Raw genomic sequence first — 22026 nt, 5'->3', positions numbered from 1 at the left:
GCACGATGAGGGAGGAAATGCAATGGACCACGGGCTGAAGCCCTATCGCGGGCTGCGCGTGCTGGATGCCGGCCAGGGCATCGCCGGGCCCTATTGCGGCATGCTGCTGGCGGCCGCCGGCGCCGATGTCATCAAGCTGGAACCGCCGGAAGGCGACTGGTCGCGCGGCCTCTCCACCCGGCGCGACGGTCAGTCGGTGATGCACACCACCTTCAACCGCGGCAAGCGCAGCGTGGTGCTGGACCTGAAGTCGCCCGAGGGCCGCGCCGCCGCCAGCGCCCTCGCCGCGCGGGCGGACGTGCTGATCGAGGCGTTCCGCCCCGGCGTCGCCGCCCGCCTCGGGCTGGGGCCGGAGGCGACGCCGGAGAATGCCGTCTGCCTCTCCATCTCCGGCTTCGGCCAGACCGGCCCCTATGCGGAGCGGCCCTGCACCGATTCGGTGGCGCAGGCCTATACCGGGCTGGTGGCGCTCAACACGGGCGCCGACGGCGCGCCGCACAAGGTGGGCTGCCTGGTGGCCGATGTCGTCACCGGCATCTCCGCCTTCGCCGCCGTGCAGGCCGCCCTGGCCCAGCGCCAGCTCGACGCGGCGCCGCGCCGCCGCGTGCTGGACATCTCGCTGATGGCCGGCACCGCCGCCCTGCTGGCCATGCCGATCGCCGAGGCGGGGCTGCTCGGCCAGGCGCCCGCCGCGCTGAACGTGCCCGCCGGCAGCTACCGCGCCGCCTGCGGCAACTGGGTGATGGTGGCACTGGTGCGCGAGGCCGAGTTCGTCGCGCTCTGCGGCGCCATCGGCCGGCCGGACCTGCCGCAAGACCCGCGCTTCGCCACCTTCGCAGACCGCGACCGGAACCGCGACGCCCTGCTCCCCCTGCTGCGCGAGATCTTCGCCCGCGAGAGCGCCGAGCACTGGCTGCGCGCCCTGCACGCCGCCCGGCTGCTGGCGGAGAAGGTGAACACCCCGCTGGACTGGCTGGCCGACCCGCATGTGCGGGCGGTTGGCGCGGCGCCGATGATGGCGCAGCCGGAACTGGGCGAGATGCCGATGCCCAGCCTGCCGGGGCTCGGCGCCTGGGTGGCGCCAGCGCCGGCATTGGGGGCCGATACGGCGGCGGTGCTGGCGGAACTGGCGGCAGCCTGAAGAACAAGGGCGGGGGGAATGAATTCCCCCGGACCCCCTTCTTTTTTCTTCGGGTCAGGATGTCAGCTCGGCCACCGTCACGCGGTCCTCGGAGACGGGCCAGAGGCGGGCGGCCACGCGCTCCTCGTTGAACTGGCCGACAACGGTACGGCCCACCTCCCCGGCCGGGCGGCGCAGCGTGACGGTGGCCACGCGCGCCAGACCCAGCGGCACCTGCTCCGGCTCCCGGCCATCCAGGATGATGGCGTCGCGCGGGCGGGCGAAATAGCCGCGCGGCCGGGTGAACAGCAGCACCGCTCCCGCCGCGCGGTCCTCCGCCGAGATCGGCCGCGCCGGGCGCAGATGCACCACCTCCGAGGAGCGCGGGAAGGGCGACCGATAGAAATGCGTGACCGGATGGCCGGGCGCGGCCGCCTCAAGCTCCAGGGTCCAGTCGGGGGCCACGGCCACGGGGCCCCAGCGGCCATCCTCGCCCGTGGTGCGGCGGTGCAGCGCCTCGCCCATCCGCGCGCCACTCTCCGGGTCGGTGCGCCACACCGTCACGGTGGCGCCGGGCACGGGGCGGTTGGTCTGCACGCCCCCCGGCGTGCCGCTGACGATGCCATCCAGCACCGGCCGCGCCTCGGGCACGATCGCCAGCCGCTCCGGCTCCCGCCCCGCGATGAAGCGGTAGATCTCGCGGAAGGCGCGCGGGTGGTAGGCCACCTCGCGGTGGTCGAGCTGGCCCAGCACCAGGTTGGTCGCGCCGCGCAGCGCCGGCCCCGTGGCGTCGATGCCGGTGGGCGTGCCAGGGCGGCCATAGGCGGCGCCGTCGGACTGGGTGTAGACGTCGTTGCCGTCGCTCCGCAGGGTGAGGAAGGCGGTGCCGGGCACCACATCGGTCTCGCCGCCGTTCAGCCGGCGCAGGAAATCCGAGCGGCCGTTGAACTCGCGGTTGCGGTTCCACTCCCAGTCATAGACGCCCCGGTTCGGCGTGCCGCACAGCACCGCGTGGGAGACCTGCGGGGCGCCGCCGCCATGCACCACGAAATCCCGGATCGGGTAGCCGCCACGGCTGTTGCCCACCAGCGCAACCCGCGCGGCCCCGGTGCGCTGGCGAAGCGCCACCACGGCCTCCTCCACCGCGCGGCGGAAATCCTCCGTGCCGCTGCGCCGGGGCTGCGGGATGGCGTCGTCGTCGCGCGCCAGCGGGTCGGGCAGGTTGAGGGCGGCGAGGCACCCGCGCGGCCAGCCATTCGATTCGAAGCGCCACAGCGTGGTCATCCACAGCGCGGCGTGGTTGCCATTCCCGTGGATCAGCAGCACGGGCGGCGGCTCCGCCGCGGTGGCAGGCTGCGCCAGGGCGGGGCGGGGCGGGCTCAGGCGGGCGGCCAGCGGCGCCATGGCGGCCGCCAGCAGCAGGTCTCGGCGTTTCGTTCCCATGCCGCCAAGTCTAGCAGTCACGCCGCCGCCGCCCAGGGGGAGCAACAGGGGGCGCCGAGTCAGCCCGGCGCGGGCGGCTCCACCTCCAGGGCGAGCAGGTGGAAGGAGAGCGACTTGCCATGCCCGTCCAGGTTCAGCGCGCCGTTCACGCCGCCCTGCAGCACGTCCTCGATGACGAAGTTGAAGGCGCCGAGGCCCGGCAGGTCGTGCCGCCGCACGGCGCTGGCGCCGCGATGCGCGAAATGCGCCAGCACCCGCGCCTCCGTCACCTGCGCGGCGAGATGCGGCCAGTCCTCCGCGCGGTGGGCGATGAGGGCGATGTTCAGGCGGTTGCCCTTGTCCCCCGCCCGGGCATGGGCGAGGCGGTACAGCGGCACGGCGCTCATGCTTCCAGCTCCAGCAGGATGACGCGGGGGGCGAGCCGCTCGCGCGGCACCAGGAAGGAGAGGGTGCGGATGCGGTCCACCACCCGCGTGCGCACGCCACCGCCGCCGGCCGGGCCGCAGCAGTAGAGGGAGAGCACCTCGCGCACCGCCCGCTCCGCCTCGGCGCGGGTCTCGGTGGCCACGGCGAGGCGCAGCCGCAGATCGGCCGGCGCCACGTCTGCGGTGCCTGCCGGCACCCTGTCATCGCCGGCGAAGACGCTGACCACGCCGATCAGGTCGAGCCGCGCCGCGGCCTCCAGCCCCAGCATCCGCAGCCGCTCGCGCAGGGTGCGGCCGGCCAGTTCGGCGCGGGCGCGGGCATTGGGGCCGGCATAGGAGATCTCGCCCTCGCCCAGCCAGCCGCCGGGCAGGCTGACCGTGGCCTTCAGCCGCTCCGGCCGTGGCCGCCCGCGCGCGCCGGCGACCCGCACCCGGTCCGGTGCCTCCTCGGTGATGCGCACGCCGGTGATGTCCAGCACCACATCGGGGGTGAGGTAGGCCGAGGGGTCGTGCAGCTCGTAGAGGAGCTGCTCGGTCACGGTGCGGCGGTCCACCACGCCGCCGGTGCCGGCGGGCTTGGTGATCAGCACCGCGCCATCCGCGCCGATCTCGGCGATGGGGAAGCCGAGCGTGGCCATCCCCGGCACGTCCTTCACCCCGGGGTCGGCGAAGTAGCCGCCCGTGATCTGCGAGCCGCATTCCAGCAGGTGCCCGGCCATGGTGCCGGCGGCGAGGCGGTCCCAGTCATCCTCGCTCCAGCCGAAATGCGCCAGCATGGGGCCGAGCGCCAGGGCAGGGTCGGAGCAGCGGCCGGTGACCACCACCTGCGCGCCGCCGCGCAGCGCCTCGGCGATCGGCGCCGCGCCGAGATAGACATTGGCGGCGATCACCCGTGCAGGCTCCAGCACCGCCCCGGCATCGCCCTCCCAGGGGTCGAGGTCGTCCAGCGCGTCCGTGCCGCGGATGTCGTCCCCCTCCACCACGCCGATGCGGAGCGCGGGCAGCCCGAGCTCCCGCCCCAGCGCCAGCACCGCCTGCGCCGCGCCGCGCGGATTGGCGGCGCCGCCATTGGTGACGATGGGGATGCCATGCGCCACGCAGCGCGCCAGGATGGGCCGCAGCAGGTCGATCAGCGCCGGCTCGTAGCCGGCCTCGGGGCGGTGCAGCCGCTCGCGCTGGGCCAGGGCCAGGGTGCGCTCGCCCAGCACCTCCAGCATCAGCGCGGCCGGGCCGCCGGCGGCGATCAGCGCATCGACCACCGGCCCGGGCGCGTCGATCCGGTCGCCCGAGAAGCCGGAGCCGCAGCCAATGCGGAGCAGGGTGTCGGGAGCCATGCCTGCCGCCCTCAATCCGCGCGGGCGCCGGAGACGCGCACCACCTCGCGCCACTTGGCGATGTCGGCCTCCAGCCAGGGGCGGAACTCGGCGGGCGCCATGCCCACGGGCTGCAGCCCCTGCTCGCGCAGCTGGGCGCGCAGCTCGGGCGAATCCAGCGCCGCCTTCAGCGCACCGTAGATCCGGTCCCGCACCGGCGCCGGCAGGCTAGCGGGGGCGAACAGCCCGTGCCAGGCGGCGACGTCGAACTCGGCGATGCCCTGCTCGATGGCGGTGGGGATCTCGGGCGTCAGCTCCAGCCGCGCGGCGGAGGTGGAAGCCAGCGCCCGCAGCGTGCCCTCGCGCACGAAGGGCAGCACCGCCGTCACCTGATAGACGATCATCGGCACGTTGCCGGCCATCACGTCGGTCACCGCCTGGGCGCCGCTGCGGTAGGGCACGTGCTCCAGCGGCGCGCCGGTGCGCAGCTTCAGCAGCTCCCCCGCCAGGTGGCTGGAGGTGCCGTTGCCGGCCGAGGCGTAGCTCACCCCGCCGCGCTGCTGCTTCGCCCAGGCGATGAACTCGGGCAGCGTCTTCGCCGGCACCTTGGGCGAGATCACCAGCAGGTTCGGCGCCTCCGTCACCAGGGAGATCGGCGTGAAGTCGCGCAGCACGTCGTAGGGCATGTTCGGCATCAGCGAGACGTTCACCGAATGCGAGGCGATGCTGCCCATGCAGAGGGTGTAGCCGTCGGGGGCCGCCTTCGCCACGCCGTCGCTGCCCACCACGCCGCCGGCGCCGGCGCGGTTCTCCACCACCACGGGCTGGCCCAGCGTCTTCGACATCGGGACGGAGACGAGGCGCGTCATGATGTCGGTGCTGGTGCCGGCGCCGAAGGGCACCACCATGCGGATGGGGCGGCTCGGCCACGCCTCCTGCGCGCGGAGGGCGGGCGCCGCGAGCGGCAGGGCGGCGAGGCCGAGGCCGCCGCCCAGCAGGGCGCGGCGGCGAAGCGTGGGGTGGGTCATGGTGCCGTCTCCAACCGGGTGGGGCTCAGCCGGCCCCTTCCCGGCCATCTCGCCGTGCCGCCGGCCATAAGTCCATTGAGTTTTTCCTAGCGCAGTCATAGGGAAAAATTATGAGCTACTCCCTGCGGCAGATCCGCGCCCTGACCATGGCGGTGGAGACGGGCAGCTTCGGCCGGGCTGCGGCGCGGCTGCACGTCTCGCAGCCCGCCCTCACCCTGCAGATCCGCACGCTGGAGGAGAGCCTCGGCGTCACGCTGTTCGACCGCTCGGCGCGCGGGGTGCGGCCCACCCTGGCGGGGCAGGCGCTGGCGCTCTCCTTCCAGCGCATCCTGGACGAGCTGGAGACGGTGGTGGCCGGCGCGCGGGAGCAGGCGCAGCGGCGCTCGGGCGTGGTGCATCTGGCGGTGCTGCCCTCGGTGGCGGCCAACCTGCTGCCGGGGGCGCTGGCGCGGCTGCGGGCCGCCCATCCCGGCATCCGCGTGATGGTGCGGGACGCGGTGGCGCGGCGCGTGGCGGCGCTGGTGAAGGCGGGCGAGGCGGAGCTCGGCATCGGCCACGCCGCCGGGCCGGAGCCGGAGCTGGAGGAGACGCCGCTCTTCGAGGATTCGCTGGTGGCGGTGCTGCCGCCCGGCCACACCTTCGCCGCCGCGGCGAGCCTCACCCTGCCGGCGCTGGCTGCCGCGCCACTGGTGCTGACCGACCCGGAGAGCAGCCTGCGCGCCCTGGTGGAGCAGGCCTTCGCCGCCGCCGGCCTCAGCGTCCGCCCGGCCTACGAGGCCACCTACATGAGCACGGCGGTGGCGCTGGTGCGGGCCGGGCTCGGCATCGCCGTGCTGCCTGCCACCGCCGTGGAGCTGCGCGTGGCGCCGCTGCTGGAGACACGGCCGATCGACACGCCGCTGCTGCGGCGGCGCATCGTGCTGCTGCGCCGCCGCGGCGCCAGCCTCTCCCCCGCCGCCGAGGCGCTGGCGGAGGTGCTGGCCGGCTGATCAGCGGTCCTGCGGCATGCCCTCGGGCACGATGGTCTTCACCAGGGTGGAGTCGAGCGACTCGTAGTCGTGGTAGCCGATGGTCTCGTACAGCTCGGCGCGGGTCTGCATCCGGTTGATCATCTTGTGGGTGCCGCCATCCCGCGCGATGGCGGCATACAGCTCCTCCATCCCGCGGGCGGCGACGCGCAGCTGGCTCACCGGCCAGATGACCATGGAATAGCCCATGGCCTCGAACTCCTCGGCGGTGAAGAAGGGGGTGCGGCCGAACTCGGTCATGTTGGCCAGCAGCTTCACCCCCGGCATGCGGCGGGCGAACTCCTCGAACATCTCGCGCGTGGTCAGCGCCTCGGGGAAGATCGCGTCGGCGCCGGCCTCCAGGTAGAGCTTCGCGCGGGCCACGGCGCCGTCCATGCCCTCGCTGGCCGCGGCGTCGGTGCGGGCGATCAGGTAGAGGTGGCGGCGCGCCTTGCGGGCGGCGGCCACCTTGGCGGCCATGTCGCGCGCATCGGCCAGCTTCTTGTCGTTCAGGTGGCCGCACTTCTTGGGCAGGAGCTGGTCCTCGAGGTGCACGGCGGCGGCGCCGGCCTCCTCGAAGCTGCGCACCATGTGCATCACGTTCAGCGCCTCGCCATAGCCGGTGTCGCCATCGACCAGCACCGGCAGGGCCGAGGCGCGCGCCACCTGGCGGATGTGCCAGGACACGTCATCGACCGTGATCATGCCGAGGTCGGGCAGGCCCATGGTGGCGGACATGGCGGCGCCCGACATGTAGAGCGCCTCGAACCCCGCCTGCTTGGCCAGCAGCGCCGCGATGCCGAGATGCGCGCCGGGCATGCGCAGGATCTGCGGCCGCTCCAGCAGCGCGCGGAAGCGCTGGCCGGCGGGGGCTTCGGGCAGGTCGTCGGCGATGACGTAGGGCATGGGCGGTTTCCTCTCGGGCGGTCTCAGAAGAACAGGAACGTGACCAGGACGAAGGTGGGCACCAGGAACACCAGCGCCCAGCCGCAATAGCCGAAGAAGCTCGGCATGCGCACGCCCTGCTCCTCGACGATGGCCTTCACCATGAAGTTGGGCGCGTTGCCGATATACGAATTGGCGCCCATGAACACCGCGCCGCAGGAGATGGCGGCGAGCGTCAGCGCCCCCTGCCCCATCAGCGTGGCGGCGTCGCCGCCCGCCATGTTGAAGAAGACGAGGTAGGTCGGCGCGTTGTCGAGGAAGGAGGAGAGCGCGCCGGTCAGCCAGAAATACATGGCCGGGAGCGGCTGGCCGGCGGCGTCCGAGGTCAGCGCCACCAGGCCGGCGAGCGGGCCGTGGGCGCCGGCCTTCAGCATGGCCAGCACCGGCGCCATGGTGAGGAAGATGGCGGCGAACAGCTTGGCCACCTCCAGGATGGCCCCCCAGGTGAAGCCATTGGCCTCGCGGATGCGTGCCGGCGTCAGCCAGACCGAGGCGGCGGTGATGGCCAGGAACAGCGCCATCGCCACCACCCGCTCCAGCCCGATCGGCTGGCCGAGCAGCGAGATCTCGCCCGGCAGCCACACGCCCTGCATCAGCACGCCGGCCACCACCGCGCCGATCAGCGCCACGTTCACCCAGCCATCGATGCCGAGCTTCTCGCCGGGCGGCGCCTCGGCATGGTCGGCATGCGTCGCGCGCTCGGCGGCGGCGGCGATCGGCGTCTTGCGCTCGCGCCCGTAGGCCAGGGTGTCGATGACCCAGTACAGCGCCAGCAGCAGCGCGGTGCAGAACAGGAAGGGCGCAAACAGGTTGGTGGTGGGCCAGAAGAAGCTCACCCCCTTGAGGAAGCCGAGATAGAGCGGCGGGTCGCCGAGCGGGGTCAGGCTGCCGCCGATGTTGCTGACCAGGAAAATGAAGAAGACGAAGCTGTGCATCTTCCGCTGTCGCCCGGCGTTGGCCCGCAGCAGCGGCCGGATCAGCACCATCGAGGCGCCGGTCGTGCCCATCAGGCTGGCGATGGCGGTGCCCACCGCCAGCAGCGCCGTGTTGGTGCCCGGCGTGCCGACCAGGTTGCCCTTCAGGAGCACGCCGCCGCCCGTGGTGTAGAGCGCGAGGAGCAGGGTGATGAAGGGCAGGTATTCGCCCACCAGGACGTGCGTGAACTCATGCCAGGCGTGACCGCCGCCGAACACCACTGCGTAGGGCAGCAGGAACAGCGCCGTCCAGCCCGCGGCGATCTTGCCGTAATGGTGATGCCAGAGATGCCCCGCCAGCAACGGCATCAGCGCGATGGAGAGCAGCACGCCGGCGAAGGGCAGCGCCCACAGCGCCGAGAGGGCCGGCGCCGCGTGCTCCGCCGCCCCCGGCCCTACCGCCTGCACCGCCCCCTGGGCCGCCAGCGCCGGGGCGGCGGCCATTAGCCCGACCAGAAACGAGGGCAGCGCCGCCCCCACACGCGCGACCCCGCGGCGCGACCAGACCCCCGGCATCGACCGTTTCCTTCAGATTCGGGCGGCCGGCCCCAAGGGCGGCCGCGGCAATTTTCCCGGCCACCGCCCCTACACCAGCCCCGGCCGGGGCACCACCCGCCCCGGAACACACCATCGGCCGCGCCACCCTTCCCCCCGGCGCCGGCCCGCCTTAGCTTCCGCACAGCAGAGAGGGAGAGTCGCCATGGAGATGACCGGTGAACGCCGTATCGAGGCGCCGCGCGAGACGGTCTGGGAGGGGCTGAACGACCCCGAGGTGCTGCGCGCCGCCATCCCCGGCTGCGAGTCGGTCGAGCGCACGGGCGATGACAGCTTCCAGGCACGGGTTGCCGTGAAGATCGGGCCGATGGCGGCGAAGTTCACCGGCAAGGTGCAGCTCACCAACATCAACCCGCCCGTCTCCTACACCATCGGCGGCGAGGGCAATGGCGGCGCCATGGGCTTCGCCAAGGGCGGCGCCGACGTGGCGCTGGAGGAGCAGGGCCCGACCACCACCCTGCTGCGCTACAACGCCAAGGCGCAGGTGGGCGGCAAGATGGCGCAGCTCGGCGCCCGGCTGATCGACAGCACGGCCAAGCAGATGGCCGACCAGTTCTTCGACCGCTTCGCCGCCATCGTCTCCACCCCGCCCGAGGCGGCGCCCACCCCCGGCTCCGCCGCCGCCGGCGCTCCCCCGCGCCCCTCGCAGGAGCCGGACCTGCCCCCCGGCGCCGTGCCCACCCCCGCCCGTGGCACCGAGGTGGGCGACGCCGCGCCGGTGGAGCGCCTCGGCGCCGCCACGCTGATCGGCGCGGGCCTGGCCGAGCATGCCGGCGAGACCCCGCCCGGCGGCAAGCCCGCCACGCTGCAGACGGGCGGCCACACCAGCCACGAGCGCGCGCCGAAGCGCGGCTATGCCACGCCGGTGGCCGCGCCCTCGCCCGGCCTCTCCATCTTCCAGCTTCTGCCGGCCGAGATCATGGGCCTGCCGCTGCTGTTCTGGGGCGGCTCGGCGGTGTTCCTGGTGATCCTGTTCCTGCTGTTCGTGCTCGGCTGAGCCGTGGCGCCGATGCCCGCCTCCTCCCCGGCCTCGCCGCCGCCCGATTCCGCCCTGCCCGGTTCCGCCTTGCCCGGTTCCGTCGCGGAGACGGAAAGGCTCCTGGCCCTCGGCGGCTATGTGGCCGACCGTGCGCTGGCCACCACCGTGCATCTGGCGCTGGTCATGGGCCGCCCCCTCTTCCTGGAGGGGGAGCCGGGCACCGGCAAGACGGAGATCGCCAAGGTGCTGGCCAGCGGCCTCGGCCGCCGGCTGGTGCGGCTGCAATGCTATGACGGGCTGGACCTGCAGGCGGCGGCCTATGAATGGAACCATGCGCGCCAGCTCATGGCCATCCGCCTGGCCGAGGCCACCGGCGAGACGCAGGGCGAGGCGGGCCGCGCCCGGCTGGAGGCCGGCATCTACGACCGGCGCTACCTGCAGGAGCGGCCGCTGCTGGCCGCCCTCTCTGGCCCGCCCGCCGTGCTGCTGATCGACGAGCTGGACCGCGCGGACGAGCCCTTCGAGGCCTTCCTGCTGGAGATCCTGGCCGATTTCCAGCTCTCCATCCCGGAGCTGGGCCCCGAGCACAGCCCCGTGCGGGCCGAAACGCCGCCCATCGTGGTGCTGACCAGCAACCGCACGCGGGAGGTGCACGACGCCATCCGCCGCCGCTGCCTCTACCATTGGGTGGACTACCCGGATGCGATGCGCGAGCGGGCCATCCTGGCCAGCCGCGCCCCCGGCCTGCCGGAGGCGCTCTCGGCGCAGGTGGTAGCCTTCGTGCAGAAGCTGCGCGGCGGCGATTTCTTCAAGCTGCCGGGCGTCGCGGAGACCATCGACTGGGCCAACGCGCTGCGCGCCCTGGACGCCACCGAGCTGGAGCCGGTGCTGGTGGACGAGACCCTGGGCGCTCTGCTGAAGTACCAGGACGACATCGCCAAGCTGCGCGGTGCCGAGACGGCGAGGCTGGTGGAGGCGGTGAAGCAGCCCCCTGCCCCGGCCATGCCCTTCTGATGTCCGGAGCGGTGACGGGCCGCCTTCCGGCATGAGCGGCGCGCCGCCCGCCGGCGCGCTGGCCGCCAACCTGCTCGGCTTCGGCCGGCTGCTGCGGCGCGCCGGCCTGCCGATCGGCCCGGCCGAGATGCTGGCCGGCGCCGAGGCGCTGACCCGCATCGACCTCGCCGACCGCCGGCAGGCCCAGGCCGCGCTGCGTGCCACGCTGGTGCACCGGCACGAGCACCAGCACCTGTTCGACCACGCCTTCCGCCTCTGGTGGCGCGACCCCGAGGCCGGCCGCCACGCCGCCGCCATGGACGCGCTGAGCCAGGGCCAGCCGCCGCCCAAGCCGCCGCCGGGCGGCCGGCGGCTGGCCGAGGCGCTGGGCGGCCAGGCCCCGCCGCCGCTGCCGCCCCAGAAGCCCGAGCGGGAGGTCGATGCCAGCCTGACGGTGAGCGCCAGCGAGGCACTCGCAAAAATGGATTTCGAGGCGATGGGCGCGGCCGAGCTGGCGGCGGCGCGGCAGGAGATCCGCCGCCTCGCCCTGCCGCTCGACAAGCGGCCGACACGCCGCTTCCGCCCCGACCCCGCCGGGCCGCGCGCCGACCTGCGCGCCACGCTGCGCCACGCCATGCGCCAGGGCGGCGAGGTCTCGGCGCTGCACCGCTCCCGCCGGGTGGAGCGGCCGCCGCCGCTGGTGGCGATCTGCGACATCTCCGGCAGCATGGCGCGCTACGCCCAGGTGCTGCTGCACTTCCTGCACGCCGTGACCAACGACCGGGACCGCGTCTCCACCTTCCTGTTCGGCACCCGGCTGACCAACATCACCCGCCCGCTCCGGCACCGCGACGCCGAGGTGGCCTTCGAGATGGTCAGCCACCTGGTGCCGGACTGGTCGGGCGGCACCCGCATCGGCGAGGCGCTGGACCTGTTCAACCGGCAATGGGGCCGCCGCGTGCTGGGCCAGGGCGCCGTGGTGCTGCTGATCACCGACGGGCTGGAGCGCGGCGACGCGGCCGACCTCGCCCGCCTCGCCGCCGCCACCGAGCGGCTGCGCCACTCCTGCCGCCGGCTGATCTGGCTGAACCCGCTGCTGCGCTACAGCGGCTTCCAGCCCCGCTCGCAGGGCATACGCACCATGCTCCCCCTGGTGCATGAGCACCGCCCGGTCCACAACATTGAAAGCCTGCGCGCGCTGGTGCGGACCCTCTCCGGCCCCGCGCCACGCCAGCCCATGGGCCAACCTGTCGGAGGATCACGATGAGCGACCAGGAAGACATCCTCGCCACCGCCGCCGGCTGGCTGGCCGAGGGCGAGACGGTGGCGCTGGCCACCGTGGTGGAGACCTGGGGCAGCTCGCCCCGCCCTGCCGGCTCCAACCTCGCCGTCACCGCCTCCGGCCGGATGGCGGGCAGCGTCTCGGGCGGCTGCATCGAGGGCGCGGTGGCCGAGGCCGCCCGCAAGACGATGGCCGAGGGCACGCCGCAGCTGCTCGATTTCGGCATCAGCGACGAGCGCGCCTGGGAGGTGGGGCTGGCCTGCGGCGGCAAGCTGAAGGTCTTCGTCGAGAAGCTCGAGGGGGAGCGGGTGGCGTGAAGGCGGCCTTCCTCGCCCGCCTCCAGGCCGCGCGCGCCGCCGGCCGCGCCGTGGCGGTGGCCACGCGCCTCTCCGACGGCACCCAGTACCTCCATCCGGAGGACGGCCTGCCCGCGCCGCTGGCCGCCGCCGCCGAGGCCGCGCTGGCCGCCGACGCCGCCACCAACCTGGCGCATGAGGGCGCGCCCTGGTTCATCCAGCCGCACAACCCGCGGCTGCGGCTGATCGTGGTGGGGGCGGTGCATGTGGCGCAGGCGCTGGTGCCGATGGCGCTGGGCCTGGGCTTCGCCGTGACGGTGGTGGACCCGCGCCGCGCTTTCGCCACCGAGGAACGCTTCGGCGGTGGCGTGACGCTGGTCGACGAATGGCCGGACGAGGCCATGCAGGCCCTGGCCCCCGACACCCGCACCGCCGTGGTCACCCTCACCCACGACCCGAAGCTGGACGACCCGGCGCTGGAGGTGGCGCTGCGCAGCCCCGCCTTCTACATCGGCGCGCTGGGCAGCCGGCGCACCCATGCCAAGCGCGTGGCGCGGCTGGCCGAGGCCGGGCTGCCGGAGGAGGCCATGGCGCGCATCGCCGCCCCCGTGGGCCTGTCCATCGGTGCCGTCACGGCGCCCGAGATCGCCCTTTCCATCATGGCCGAGATCGTCGCCCGCCGCCGCGGCGCCGCCCTCGCCGACCGATAGGCCCAAGCCATGCAGTTCGGCCCCACGCCGCTCGACGACGCCCAGGGCGCCGTGCTCGCCCACACGCTGCGCCTGCCCGGCCGGGTGCTGAAGAAGGGCACGGTGCTGGATGCCGAGGCCATCGCCGCGCTGCGCGAGGCCGGCAAGCGGGAGGTGATCGCCGCTCGCCTGGAAAGCGGCGACGTGCCGGAGAACGAGGCCGCCCACCGCATCGGCGAGGCGCTGATGGGGCCGCTGCTGGCGCGCACCCGCGCCGCCACCGGCCGGGTGAACCTGCAGGCCGACGCCGCCGGGCTGCTGGTGGTGAACGAGGCGCTGGTCAACCGCCTCAACGCGCTGGACGAGAGCCTGACGCTCGCCACCCTGCCCAACCACACCCCCGTCTCGGCGCGGGAGATGCTGGCCACGGTGAAGGTCATCCCCTTCGCCGTGCCGGGCGGCGTGCTGCAGGTGGCCGAGGCCGTGGCGCGCTCCGGCCAGGCGCTGGCCATCCATCCCTTCCGCCCGCTGAAGGTGGGGCTGGTGCTGACCGAGCTGCCCGGCCTCAAGGAAAGCATCATGGAAGGCGCCGTGGAGGCGACCGAGGCGCGCATCGCGGGCCTCGCCGGCCAGCTCCTGCCGCCCGAGCGCTGCCGCCACGAGGAGGCCGCCATCGCCGAGGCGCTGGCCCGGCTGAAGCGCGCGGGGGCGGAGATGCTGCTGATCGCCGGCGCATCGGCGGTGGTGGACCGCCGCGATGTCGGCCCCGCCGCCATCGTCCGCGCCGGCGGGCGGATCGAGCATTTCGGCATGCCGGTCGATCCCGGCAACCTGCTCTGCCTCGGCCGCATCGGCACCATCCCGGCCCTGGTGCTGCCCGGCTGCGCCCGCAGCCCCAAGCTCAACGGCTTCGACTGGGTGTTGCAGCGCCTCTTCGCCGGCCTGCCGGTGGGGAGCCGGGAGATCGCCGGCATGGGCGTCGGCGGGCTGCTGAAGGAGATCGAGGCGCGGCCGCTGCCGCGCGAGGCGGCGCCGCGCAATGCCCCCACCGGCGCCGCGCCGCGCCGGCCGCGGCAGGTGGCGGCGCTGGTGCTGGCCGCCGGCCGCTCCCGCCGCATGGCGCCGCTCAACAAGCTGCTGGTGCCGGACAACAAGGGCGTGCCCATGGTGGCGCGCGTCGTCGCCAACGTGCTGGACAGCCGCGCCCGGCCGGTCATCGCCGTCACCGGCTACGAGCGGGAGCGGGTGGAGGAGGCGCTGGCCGGCCGCCCCGTGCTGATCGCCCAGACGGAGGATTATGCCGAGGGCCTCTCTGCCTCGCTGAAGGCCGGGCTCGCCGCGCTTCCGCCGGAGGCGGAGGGGGTGCTCATCTGCCTGGGCGACATGCCGCTGATCACCGGCCCGATGCTCGACCGGCTGCTCGCCGCCTTCGACCCGGAGGAGGGCCGCGCTATCGTGATGCCCACCTTCCGCGGGAAACAGGGTAATCCAATGCTCTGGTCGCGGGAGTTTCTTCCGGAAATGATGCAGATCACGGGTGATGTGGGAGCCCGCCATCTGGCCGGCAAATACGCTGACCGCGTGGTGGAGGTGGAAATGGCGGACGACGCCGTGTTGCGCGATTTCGACACGACGGACGCGCTGCGCCTCAATCCGGAGTTCGCCGGGCGGCGCTAGCCGGCCGGCCGTCTCGGGTTCCATACCTTGCCGCGCAGCGTCCCGCTGCGGCTGGTGGGCTGTCTGCTCGCGGCTCTGGCCCTTTCCGGGCTCGCGCCGGCCGCCGCCGCCTCGCACTGGGAGGCTTTCGCCACCCGGGTGTTCGAGCCGATCGCGGCCGCCCGCCGCCTGCCCTACGAGACCGCCACCGCCCTGACGCAGGACCGCCAGGGGGCGATCTGGATCGGCACGCTGGGGGGTCTCGCCCGGCATGACGGCTACCGCGTGCAGCCCTACGTGGCGCGCCCGGGCGAGAGCGACAGATTGCCGGACAACCATGTGCGGGCGCTGCTCGCCCTGCCGGATGGCGGGCTGCTCGTCGGCACCCATGCCGGCGGACTGGCGCGCTTCGACCCCAACACGGACGCCTTCATCGCCATCGAGCCGCCGGACAGGGCACCGGGCTGGAGCCGCATCCTCGCCCTCGCCCCCGCGCGGGACGGCGGCGCCTGGGTGGCCAGCGAGGCCGGGCTGGCCCATTGGCCGGCCGGCGCCGAACGCATAGAGCCCGTACCCGGCTGGCCGCAGCTCAGCGCCCTCTCGGTGCTGGAGGAGGCGGACGGGACGCTGTGGGTGGGCAGCGGCGCCGGGCTGCGCCGCCGCCTGCCGGACAAGGCCATCTTCCGCCCGCTGGAGGCCGAGACCGCCCTGGCGCGCGAGATGGCGGAGGACGCGGTGTGGTCGCTGCTGCAGGACGCGGCGGGGCGGCTGTGGTTCGGCACGGGCCGCAGCGGCCTGGGCCGGGTCGAGGACGGCGTGGTGCATTCCCGCCCCGGCTTGTCCGGCCGCCAGGGCCAGGCGGGCGGCCGCACCATCACCGCCCTGCTGGAGCCCAGCCCCGGCCTCCTCTGGGCCGCCACCGACGGCATCGGCATCATCGCGGTGGATGGCGAGCACGCCCCCACCCTGATCCAGCACGACCCCGCCCTGCCCGTCTCGCCCTCCGGCGACGCGGTGCGGGCGATGCTGCGGGACCGCTCGGGCAATGTGTGGATCGCCACCGAGCGCGGCGTGAACCGGCACGACACCCAGGCGCGGGCCGTGCTCTCCGTGCTGCCCTCGCCCCTGTCGCCGCTCACCCTCTCGGACCAGAACGTCCACAGCGTGGCGGTGGACCGGCAGGGCCGCGCCTGGCTGGGCCTCGGCCAGGGCCGCATCGACGTGCTGGACCCCGCCACGGGCGCGCTGCACCGGCTGCAGTTGGAAGACCCGCAGACGGCGCGCGAGGTGCAGGCGCTGCTGCCGCTGCCGGATGGCAGCGTGCTAGCGGGCGCCCGCGGCGTGGCGCGCATCGACGGCCGCAGCCTGGAGGTCACGCCCTCCGCCATTCCCGCCCTGGAGGGCGAGGTGGTGAACGCGCTGGCACGGGATGGCGACGGGCTGCTGGTGGGCACCCAGGAGGGGATGCTCCGGCTGGACGCGGCGGGGCGGGTGCTGCGCCGCTGGCAGCGCGGCATCACGCCGGACAGCGGCCTGGCCGATACGCCGGTGCACGGCATCGACCAGATCGGCGCCGCCGGCACCTGGGTTGGCACGGCGGGGGGGCTCAGCCTCTTTCCGCCTTCTGCCTCATTATCCGGCAGTGCCGAGCCCATCACCCTGCGGCACGACCCCGGCCGGCCCGACAGCCTGCCGCACGACAACATCGGCTCCGTGCTGGCCGATGCGCGGGGGCGGATCTGGGTCGGCACCTTCGGCGGCGGGGTGGGGGTGGTCGGCAGCTGGCCGCCGCCGCCGGGCGAGGCGCCGCGCTTCCGCACCCTGACCACCCGCCAGGGGCTGAGCGACAACAGCGTGGCCGCCCTGCTGCCGGACGCGAAGGGCCGGATCTGGGCCTCCACCGCCCGGGGCCTGACCATGATCCCGGCCGATGGCGGGCCGGCCCGCGTGCTGACCATGCGCGACGGGGTGCGGGTGCGCACCTATCTGCCACGCTCCGCCGCCCGGGCGCCGGGGGGCGAGCTGCTGTTCGGCGGGCTGGGCGGCCTTTCCATCGTGCTGCCCGGGCGGGCCGAGCAGCCCCGCCCGCCGCCGCGCATCGGCTTCACCGGCATGGCGCTGGATGGCCACGCGATGCCGCCAGGCCTCGCCCCCACCGCCGGCACGCGGCTCGACCTGCCCACAGGCGTGCGGCGGCTGCGGGTGGACTTCGCCCTGCTCGACTTCCACGCCCCCGCCGGCACGCGCTACGCCTACCGCCTCGCCGACCTCGACCAGGAATGGACCGAGGCCAACCCGGAGGACCCCGCCGCCCATTTCGAGCGTCTGCCTCCCGGCCTGCACCGCCTGCAGGTGCGCGCCTGGACCGGACCCGTGGGCGCCGGCCCCGCGGCCGAGACCTCGCTGGTCCTGGCTGTGCCGCCGCGCTGGTTCGAGAGCACCTGGTTCGGCCTGTTGGCGCTGATGGTCTGCGGGCTGGCGGTGATGGGGCTGGTGCAGGGCCGCACCGCCTATCTGCGCCACCGCCAGCGCGAGCTGACCCGGCTGGTGGATGAGCGCACCCGCGAGCTGCGCGCCGCCAACCGCCGCCTGGACCGGCTGGCCGGCACCGACCCGCTGACCGGCCTGCTCAACCGCCGCCGCTTCGCCGAGCGTGCGGCGCAGATCCTGGCGGAGGCGGAGCATGGCGGCCCCGGCTTCGCCCTCGTGCTGTTCGATCTCGACCGCTTCAAGCAGCTCAACGACACCCATGGCCACAATGCGGGGGATGCGGCGCTGGTCGGCTTCTGCCGGCTGGCCGCCCGCCTCTGCCGGCCGCAGGACCTGCTGGGCCGGCATGGCGGCGAGGAGATCATGCTGCTGGTGCCGGGCTGCGATGCGTCGGGGGGCCGCGCCATCGCCGAGCGGATCCGCGCCGCCCAGGCGGAGAACCCGGTGTCCTGGGAGGGCGGCCGCCTGATGGTGACGGTGAGCGGCGGCGTCGCCGCCTGGCAGCGCGGCGAGTCGCTCGAGGCGCTGATCCACCGGGCCGACGCGGCCCTCTATGCCGCCAAGCATGGCGGGCGCGACCAGGTGCGGGCCGCCTGACGCGGCAGGGCACCCTTCCATGGCGGCGCGCTTCCGTGGCATGGGGGCGCCGCAACGCCCGGCCGGAACCCCCCGCATGATCCTGATCGCGCTCGGCGCCAACCTCCCCGGCACGGATGGCCGCGCCCCGCGCGCCACCTGCGAGGCCGCCGCGGCGGCGCTGGACGGCATTCCCGGCCTGCGGCTGGAGGCCGTCTCGCGCTGGTGGGAGACGGCGCCGGAGCCGCCCCTGCCCGGCGCGCCCTGGTATGCGAACGGCGTGGCGCGCTGCGCCGGCGGCCTGGACCCCGCGGCGCTGCTGGCGGCGCTGCAGGCTCTGGAGCAGGCGGCCGGCCGCCAGCGCCCCTACCCCAACGCCCCGCGCACCCTGGACCTCGACATCATCGCCATGGGGGCCATGGGGGAGACGGTGCGCGACGCGCCGGACCCGGTGCTGCCGCACCCGCGCGCGCATCTGCGCCGCTTCGTGCTGGAGCCGCTGGCCGAGGTGGCGCCGGGCTGGGTGCATCCGCGCCTCGGCCGCAGCGTGGAAGCGCTGCTGGCGGAACTGCCGGCGGCGCCGATGCGGCCGCTCTGACGCGGCCGCCGCGCCGGCCGCGCGGCGCACAAAGGCGCCAGAAGCTTGCTATTCGCGGATGCGGTGGCTATCTCAGGCGTTCAGCACAGATTTTGAGTTGGAGGCCGCCCATGGCCCGCGTCACGGTCGAAGACTGCATCCTGAAGATCCCGAACCGCTTCGAGCTGGTCCTGATCGCCGCGCAGCGCGCCCGCAACATCAGCCGGGGCGAGGAGCTGACGGTCGACCGGGACAACGACAAGAACCCCGTCGTTGCCCTGCGCGAGATCGCCGACGAGACGGTGGAGCTGGACGCGCTGCACGAGGACCTCGTGAAATCCCTGCTGCGTGCGCCGGAGCCGGAGCCGGTGGAGGAGGAGGTGATCGACCTCATCGCCACCGACGAGAACATCTTCGGCGTGATGGATGTGAGCGAGGACAACTCGCCCGAGGGCGCCGGCCTCGAGGATCTCTCGCCCGACGACATCGAGGCGGCGATTGCCGCCGAGCTCGGCGGCGGCGGCGGCCGCCGCTGAGCCGGGGGCGCGCTTGAAACCCGGCGCCGGGCCGAGCTTCAACCCGGCGCCGCGTGCGCCCGAGGGGCTGCCATCCGGCCCCGCCATCGCCGTGCCAGCGCCGCCGCCGCCGGTGGAGACGCCGGGCACCGAGCTGGCCCGGCGGGTCGCCGCCTATGATCCGCGCGCCGATGTGGCGCTGCTGGAATCCGCCTACAACATCGCCGCCACCGCGCACGCCTCCCAGGCGCGGGAGAATGGCGACCCCTACATCACCCATCCGCTGGCCGTGGCCGGCATCCTGGCCGGCTACCGGCTGGATACCGCCACCATCGCCACCGCCCTGCTGCACGACGTGGTGGAGGACACCAGCTTCGGCCTGCCGGAGCTGGAGAAGCGCTTCGGCGCCGACATCGCCCGGCTGATCGACGGCGTCACCAAGCTGACGCGGCTGGAGCTGCAATCGGAGCGCACCAAGCAGGCGGAGAACTTCCGCAAGCTCGTCCTCGCCATGAGCGAGGACATCCGCGTGCTGCTGGTGAAGCTGGCGGACCGGCTGCACAACATGCGCACGCTGCACTTCAAGCCGAAGCCGGAGAGCCGCGCCCGCATCGCCCGCGAGACGATGGAGATCTACGCGCCGCTGGCCGAGCGCATCGGCATGGACGCGGTGAAGACCGAGCTGCAATCCCTCTCCTTCCGGGAATTGCAGCCGGATGCCTACCAGACCATCACCGCCCGCCTCGCCTTCCTGCGCGGCCAGGGCGCCGACCTGATCGACGACGTCGCCACCGACCTCAAGGCCAGGCTGCGGGAGGCGGAGGTGCCGGTGGTCGAGGTGACGGGGCGCGAGAAATCGCCCTACTCGATCTGGATGAAGATGCACGAGAAGAAGGTGGAGTTCGAGCAGCTCTCGGACATCATGGCCTTCCGCGTCGTCACCACGGACAAGGCGAACTGCTACGCGGCGCTGGGCGCCATCCACTCCGCCTACCGCGTGGTGCCCGGGCGGTTCAAGGACTACATCTCGACGCCCAAGCCCAACGGCTACCAGTCGCTGCACACCGGCGTGACGGTGCCGGAGCGCCGCAACGCCAAGATCGAGGTGCAGATCCGCACGCCGGACATGCACGAGATCGCCGAATACGGCGTGGCCGCGCACTGGATGTACAAGCAGGGCGGCAGCCCCACGGCCGAGGCGCCGAAGCAGCGCCGCTACCCCTGGGTGCGCGAGCTGCTGGAGATCCTGGAATCCGCCGCCGAGCCGGGGGAGTTCCTGGAGCACACCAAGCTCGCCCTGCACCAGGACCAGGTCTTCTGCTTCACGCCGAAGGGCGACCTGATCGCCCTGCCGCGCGGCGCCACGCCGATCGACTTCGCCTACCAGGTGCACAGCCAGGTGGGCGATGCCTGCGTCGGCGCCAAGATCAACGGCCGCATCGTGCCGCTCCGCCACCAGCTGGAGAATGGCGACCAGGTCGAGATCATCACCGCGCGCGGCGGCACGCCGAACCCGGCCTGGGAGCGCTTCGTCGTCACCGGCAAGGCGAAGGCGCGCATCAAGCGCTTCGTCATGGCGCGGCAGCGCACCGAGTTCCAGGAGCAGGGGCGCAGCGCCATCGCCAAGGCCTTCCGGCAGGAGGGGCTGGAATTCTCCGAGAAGCTGCTGGAACCCGCCCTCAAGGCCTTCAAGCAGCCGGGCTTCGAGGAGCTGTGCGTCGCCGTCGGCAACGGCAACCTCTCGGCGCGGGAGGTGCTGCACGCCGCCATCCCCGAGCTGCGCGGCCCGCCGCGGCCGATGGACCACCTGCCGCTGGCCCGCGCCCGCGGCAAGCCCGGCGCCACCGTCATGCGCCCCGAGCGGCGGCGGGAGGCCAGCTCCGGCATCACCGGCCTGGTCGCCGGCATGGCGGTGCAGTTCGCCGGCTGCTGCCACCCCGTGCCGGGGGACCGCATCGTCGGCATCGTCTCCACCGGCAAGGGGGTGACGGTGCACAAGCATGACTGCCACAACCTCGAGGCCTTCTCCGCCACGCCCGAGCGCTTCCTCGACATCGACTGGGACTACGAGGCCGGCTCGGGGGGCGCCCATCTCGGCCGGCTGGACGTGGTGACGGCCAATGAGGACTCGGCCATCGCCGCCATGACGGTCGTCATCGCCAAGCAGAACGGCAAGCTGCACAACCTCCGCTTCGCCCACCGCGCGCCGGACTATGCCGAGGTGGTGGTGGACCTGGAGGTGAGCGACCTGCGCCACCTCTCCAACGTGGTGGCGGCGCTGCGCGCCTGCCCCGGCATCATCCAGGTGGAGCGCAGCAAGGGCTGAGACCCCTTGCCGGCCTCCCCCGGCGGGGGGAGAACCCGCGCCTTATCCGCGGGAGAGCCGGCCATGGCCGAGAGCAGCGACGAGTATGTCTATGACGAGGCCACCGGCGAGTGGCGCCCGGCCGCCGAGCTGGCCGCCGCCGCCGAGGCGGCCCGGCCGCAGCCGCGCGACGCGGCGGGCAACCTGCTGGCCGATGGCGATTCCGTCACCCTCATCAAGGACCTGAAGGTGAAGGGTGCCAACCAGACGCTGAAGCAGGGCACCGTCATCCGCTCGATCCGCCTGACCGACGACCCGGACGAGATCGACTGCAAGCATGAGAGCATCAAGGGGCTGGTGCTGCGCACGGAGTTCGTGCGCAAGCGCTGAGCTGTCCCGGAGGTGATTTTGCCTAGCGGGATTCTGCTCTAAAGCCCTGGCATGATCATCGGCCTCGGCAACGACATCGTCGACATCCGCCGCATCGAGCGCTCCATCGAGCGCTACGGCGACCGCTTCCTCGACCGGGTCTTCACCCCGCTGGAGCGCAAGAAGGCGGAATCGCGCACGCCCAAGCTGCGCGCCGCCACCTATGCCAAGCGCTTCGCCGCCAAGGAGGCGGCCTCCAAGGCGCTCGGCACCGGCTTCCGGGCGGGCGTGTTCTGGCGCGACCTTGGGGTGGTGAACCTCTCCACCGGCCAGCCCTCGCTGCGCCTCACCGGCGGCGCGGCGCAGCGGCTGGACGCCATCACGCCGCAGGGCTACGGCGCCCAGGTCAGCCTGACCATGACCGACGAGTATCCCTACGCCCAGGCCATCGTCATCATCGCGGCGGTGCGGCTGGTGCCCTGAGGCGGC

Annotated in this window: 20 protein-coding genes; 14 read left to right on the top strand and 6 right to left on the bottom strand. The window is 73.8% G+C overall.

The genetic code is table 11. The features are described 5' to 3' along the window. The first annotated feature begins 22 nt into the window (after window positions 1-22). A complete protein-coding gene (locus CR165_RS02360) occupies window positions 23-1141 on the top strand; it encodes a CaiB/BaiF CoA transferase family protein (RefSeq protein ID WP_109515335.1) in 1119 nt (372 codons plus the stop codon). A gap of 54 nt (window positions 1142-1195) precedes the next feature. Here the strand turns inward: CR165_RS02360 and CR165_RS02355 are convergent, their stop codons facing one another. The 4 genes from CR165_RS02355 to CR165_RS02340 are packed head-to-tail and all read right to left on the bottom strand — an operon-like array spanning window position 1196 to window position 5329. After that, on the bottom strand, window positions 1196-2563 hold the full coding sequence (locus tag CR165_RS02355) for a hydrolase (protein WP_109515334.1): 1368 nt from the start codon (window positions 2561-2563) through the stop codon (window positions 1196-1198). A 59-nt stretch (window positions 2564-2622) separates the two neighbouring features. Next, window positions 2623-2949, bottom strand: coding sequence for an AtuA-related protein (locus CR165_RS02350; RefSeq protein ID WP_109515333.1), 327 nt, complete (start codon window positions 2947-2949; stop codon window positions 2623-2625). Then, a complete protein-coding gene (locus CR165_RS02345; RefSeq protein ID WP_109515332.1) occupies window positions 2946-4322 on the bottom strand; it encodes an acyclic terpene utilization AtuA family protein in 1377 nt (458 codons plus the stop codon). The genes CR165_RS02350 and CR165_RS02345 overlap by 4 nt, the downstream gene beginning before the upstream one ends. 11 nt (window positions 4323-4333) lie before the next feature. Continuing rightward, complete coding sequence (locus tag CR165_RS02340) at window positions 4334-5329, bottom strand: Bug family tripartite tricarboxylate transporter substrate binding protein (RefSeq protein WP_109515331.1); 996 nt, start codon at window positions 5327-5329, stop codon at window positions 4334-4336. Between the two features lie 110 nt (window positions 5330-5439). On the opposite strand from CR165_RS02340, the gene CR165_RS02335 reads away from it, so the two are divergent. Further along, window positions 5440-6318 carry a LysR family transcriptional regulator gene (locus CR165_RS02335; protein WP_109515330.1) on the top strand — a complete coding sequence of 293 codons (879 nt, stop codon included), beginning with the start codon at window positions 5440-5442 and terminating at the stop codon, window positions 6316-6318. On the opposite strand, the gene prpB is transcribed toward CR165_RS02335, so the two are convergent. Both prpB and CR165_RS02325 read right to left on the bottom strand, forming a co-directional pair. Next, window positions 6319-7242, bottom strand: a complete 924-nt coding sequence (gene prpB / locus CR165_RS02330) for a methylisocitrate lyase (protein ID WP_109515329.1) — start codon at window positions 7240-7242, stop codon at window positions 6319-6321. Window positions 7243-7265: 23 nt separating this feature from the next. Then, the gene (locus CR165_RS02325; RefSeq protein WP_245906063.1) at window positions 7266-8771 is read right to left on the bottom strand and encodes a sodium:proton antiporter; all 1506 of its coding nucleotides are present in this window, start codon (window positions 8769-8771) and stop codon (window positions 7266-7268) included. Between the two features lie 190 nt (window positions 8772-8961). Between CR165_RS02325 and CR165_RS02320 the strand changes: the two genes are divergently transcribed. The 12 genes from CR165_RS02320 (at window position 8962) to acpS (ending at window position 22020) form a co-directional block, all read left to right on the top strand. Then, window positions 8962-9807, top strand: a complete 846-nt coding sequence (locus CR165_RS02320; protein WP_245906061.1) for a CoxG family protein — start codon at window positions 8962-8964, stop codon at window positions 9805-9807. A gap of 12 nt (window positions 9808-9819) precedes the next feature. Further along, a complete protein-coding gene (locus tag CR165_RS02315; protein ID WP_109515327.1) occupies window positions 9820-10803 on the top strand; it encodes an AAA family ATPase in 984 nt (327 codons plus the stop codon). 31 nt (window positions 10804-10834) lie between these two features. Continuing rightward, window positions 10835-12049 (top strand): vWA domain-containing protein, encoded by a 1215-nt coding sequence (locus CR165_RS02310; RefSeq protein WP_109515326.1) that lies wholly within the window; start codon window positions 10835-10837, stop codon window positions 12047-12049. After that, window positions 12046-12381 carry an XdhC family protein gene (locus CR165_RS02305; RefSeq protein ID WP_109515325.1) on the top strand — a complete coding sequence of 112 codons (336 nt, stop codon included), beginning with the start codon at window positions 12046-12048 and terminating at the stop codon, window positions 12379-12381. Before CR165_RS02310 ends, CR165_RS02305 begins: the two co-directional genes overlap by 4 nt. Beyond that, on the top strand, window positions 12378-13070 hold the full coding sequence (locus CR165_RS02300; RefSeq protein ID WP_109515324.1) for an XdhC family protein: 693 nt from the start codon (window positions 12378-12380) through the stop codon (window positions 13068-13070). Before CR165_RS02305 ends, CR165_RS02300 begins: the two co-directional genes overlap by 4 nt. A gap of 9 nt (window positions 13071-13079) precedes the next feature. Beyond that, a complete protein-coding gene (locus tag CR165_RS02295) occupies window positions 13080-14726 on the top strand; it encodes an NTP transferase domain-containing protein (protein ID WP_109515323.1) in 1647 nt (548 codons plus the stop codon). 27 nt (window positions 14727-14753) lie between these two features. Beyond that, the gene (locus tag CR165_RS02290; protein ID WP_109515322.1) at window positions 14754-17792 is read left to right on the top strand and encodes a ligand-binding sensor domain-containing diguanylate cyclase; all 3039 of its coding nucleotides are present in this window, start codon (window positions 14754-14756) and stop codon (window positions 17790-17792) included. Window positions 17793-17868: 76 nt separating this feature from the next. After that, on the top strand, window positions 17869-18369 hold the full coding sequence (gene folK / locus CR165_RS02285; RefSeq protein ID WP_109515321.1) for a 2-amino-4-hydroxy-6-hydroxymethyldihydropteridine diphosphokinase: 501 nt from the start codon (window positions 17869-17871) through the stop codon (window positions 18367-18369). 110 nt (window positions 18370-18479) lie between these two features. Next, window positions 18480-18884 carry a DNA-directed RNA polymerase subunit omega gene (rpoZ, locus tag CR165_RS02280; protein WP_109515320.1) on the top strand — a complete coding sequence of 135 codons (405 nt, stop codon included), beginning with the start codon at window positions 18480-18482 and terminating at the stop codon, window positions 18882-18884. Between the two features lie 13 nt (window positions 18885-18897). Beyond that, on the top strand, window positions 18898-21189 hold the full coding sequence (locus CR165_RS02275) for a RelA/SpoT family protein (protein ID WP_109515477.1): 2292 nt from the start codon (window positions 18898-18900) through the stop codon (window positions 21187-21189). A gap of 63 nt (window positions 21190-21252) precedes the next feature. Beyond that, window positions 21253-21558: an alkylphosphonate utilization protein gene (locus CR165_RS02270; RefSeq protein WP_109515319.1), complete on the top strand. Its 306-nt coding sequence runs from the start codon at window positions 21253-21255 to the stop codon at window positions 21556-21558. A gap of 51 nt (window positions 21559-21609) precedes the next feature. Beyond that, the gene (gene acpS / locus CR165_RS02265) at window positions 21610-22020 is read left to right on the top strand and encodes a holo-ACP synthase (protein ID WP_109515318.1); all 411 of its coding nucleotides are present in this window, start codon (window positions 21610-21612) and stop codon (window positions 22018-22020) included. Window positions 22021-22026: the final 6 nt, after the last annotated feature.

The sequence above is a fragment of the Teichococcus aestuarii genome, from assembly GCF_003116135.1.
Taxonomy (GTDB): domain Bacteria; phylum Pseudomonadota; class Alphaproteobacteria; order Acetobacterales; family Acetobacteraceae; genus Pseudoroseomonas; species Pseudoroseomonas aestuarii.
Note: the sequence above shows the minus strand (reverse complement) of the source record. Positions and strands in the feature narration are given on the sequence as shown.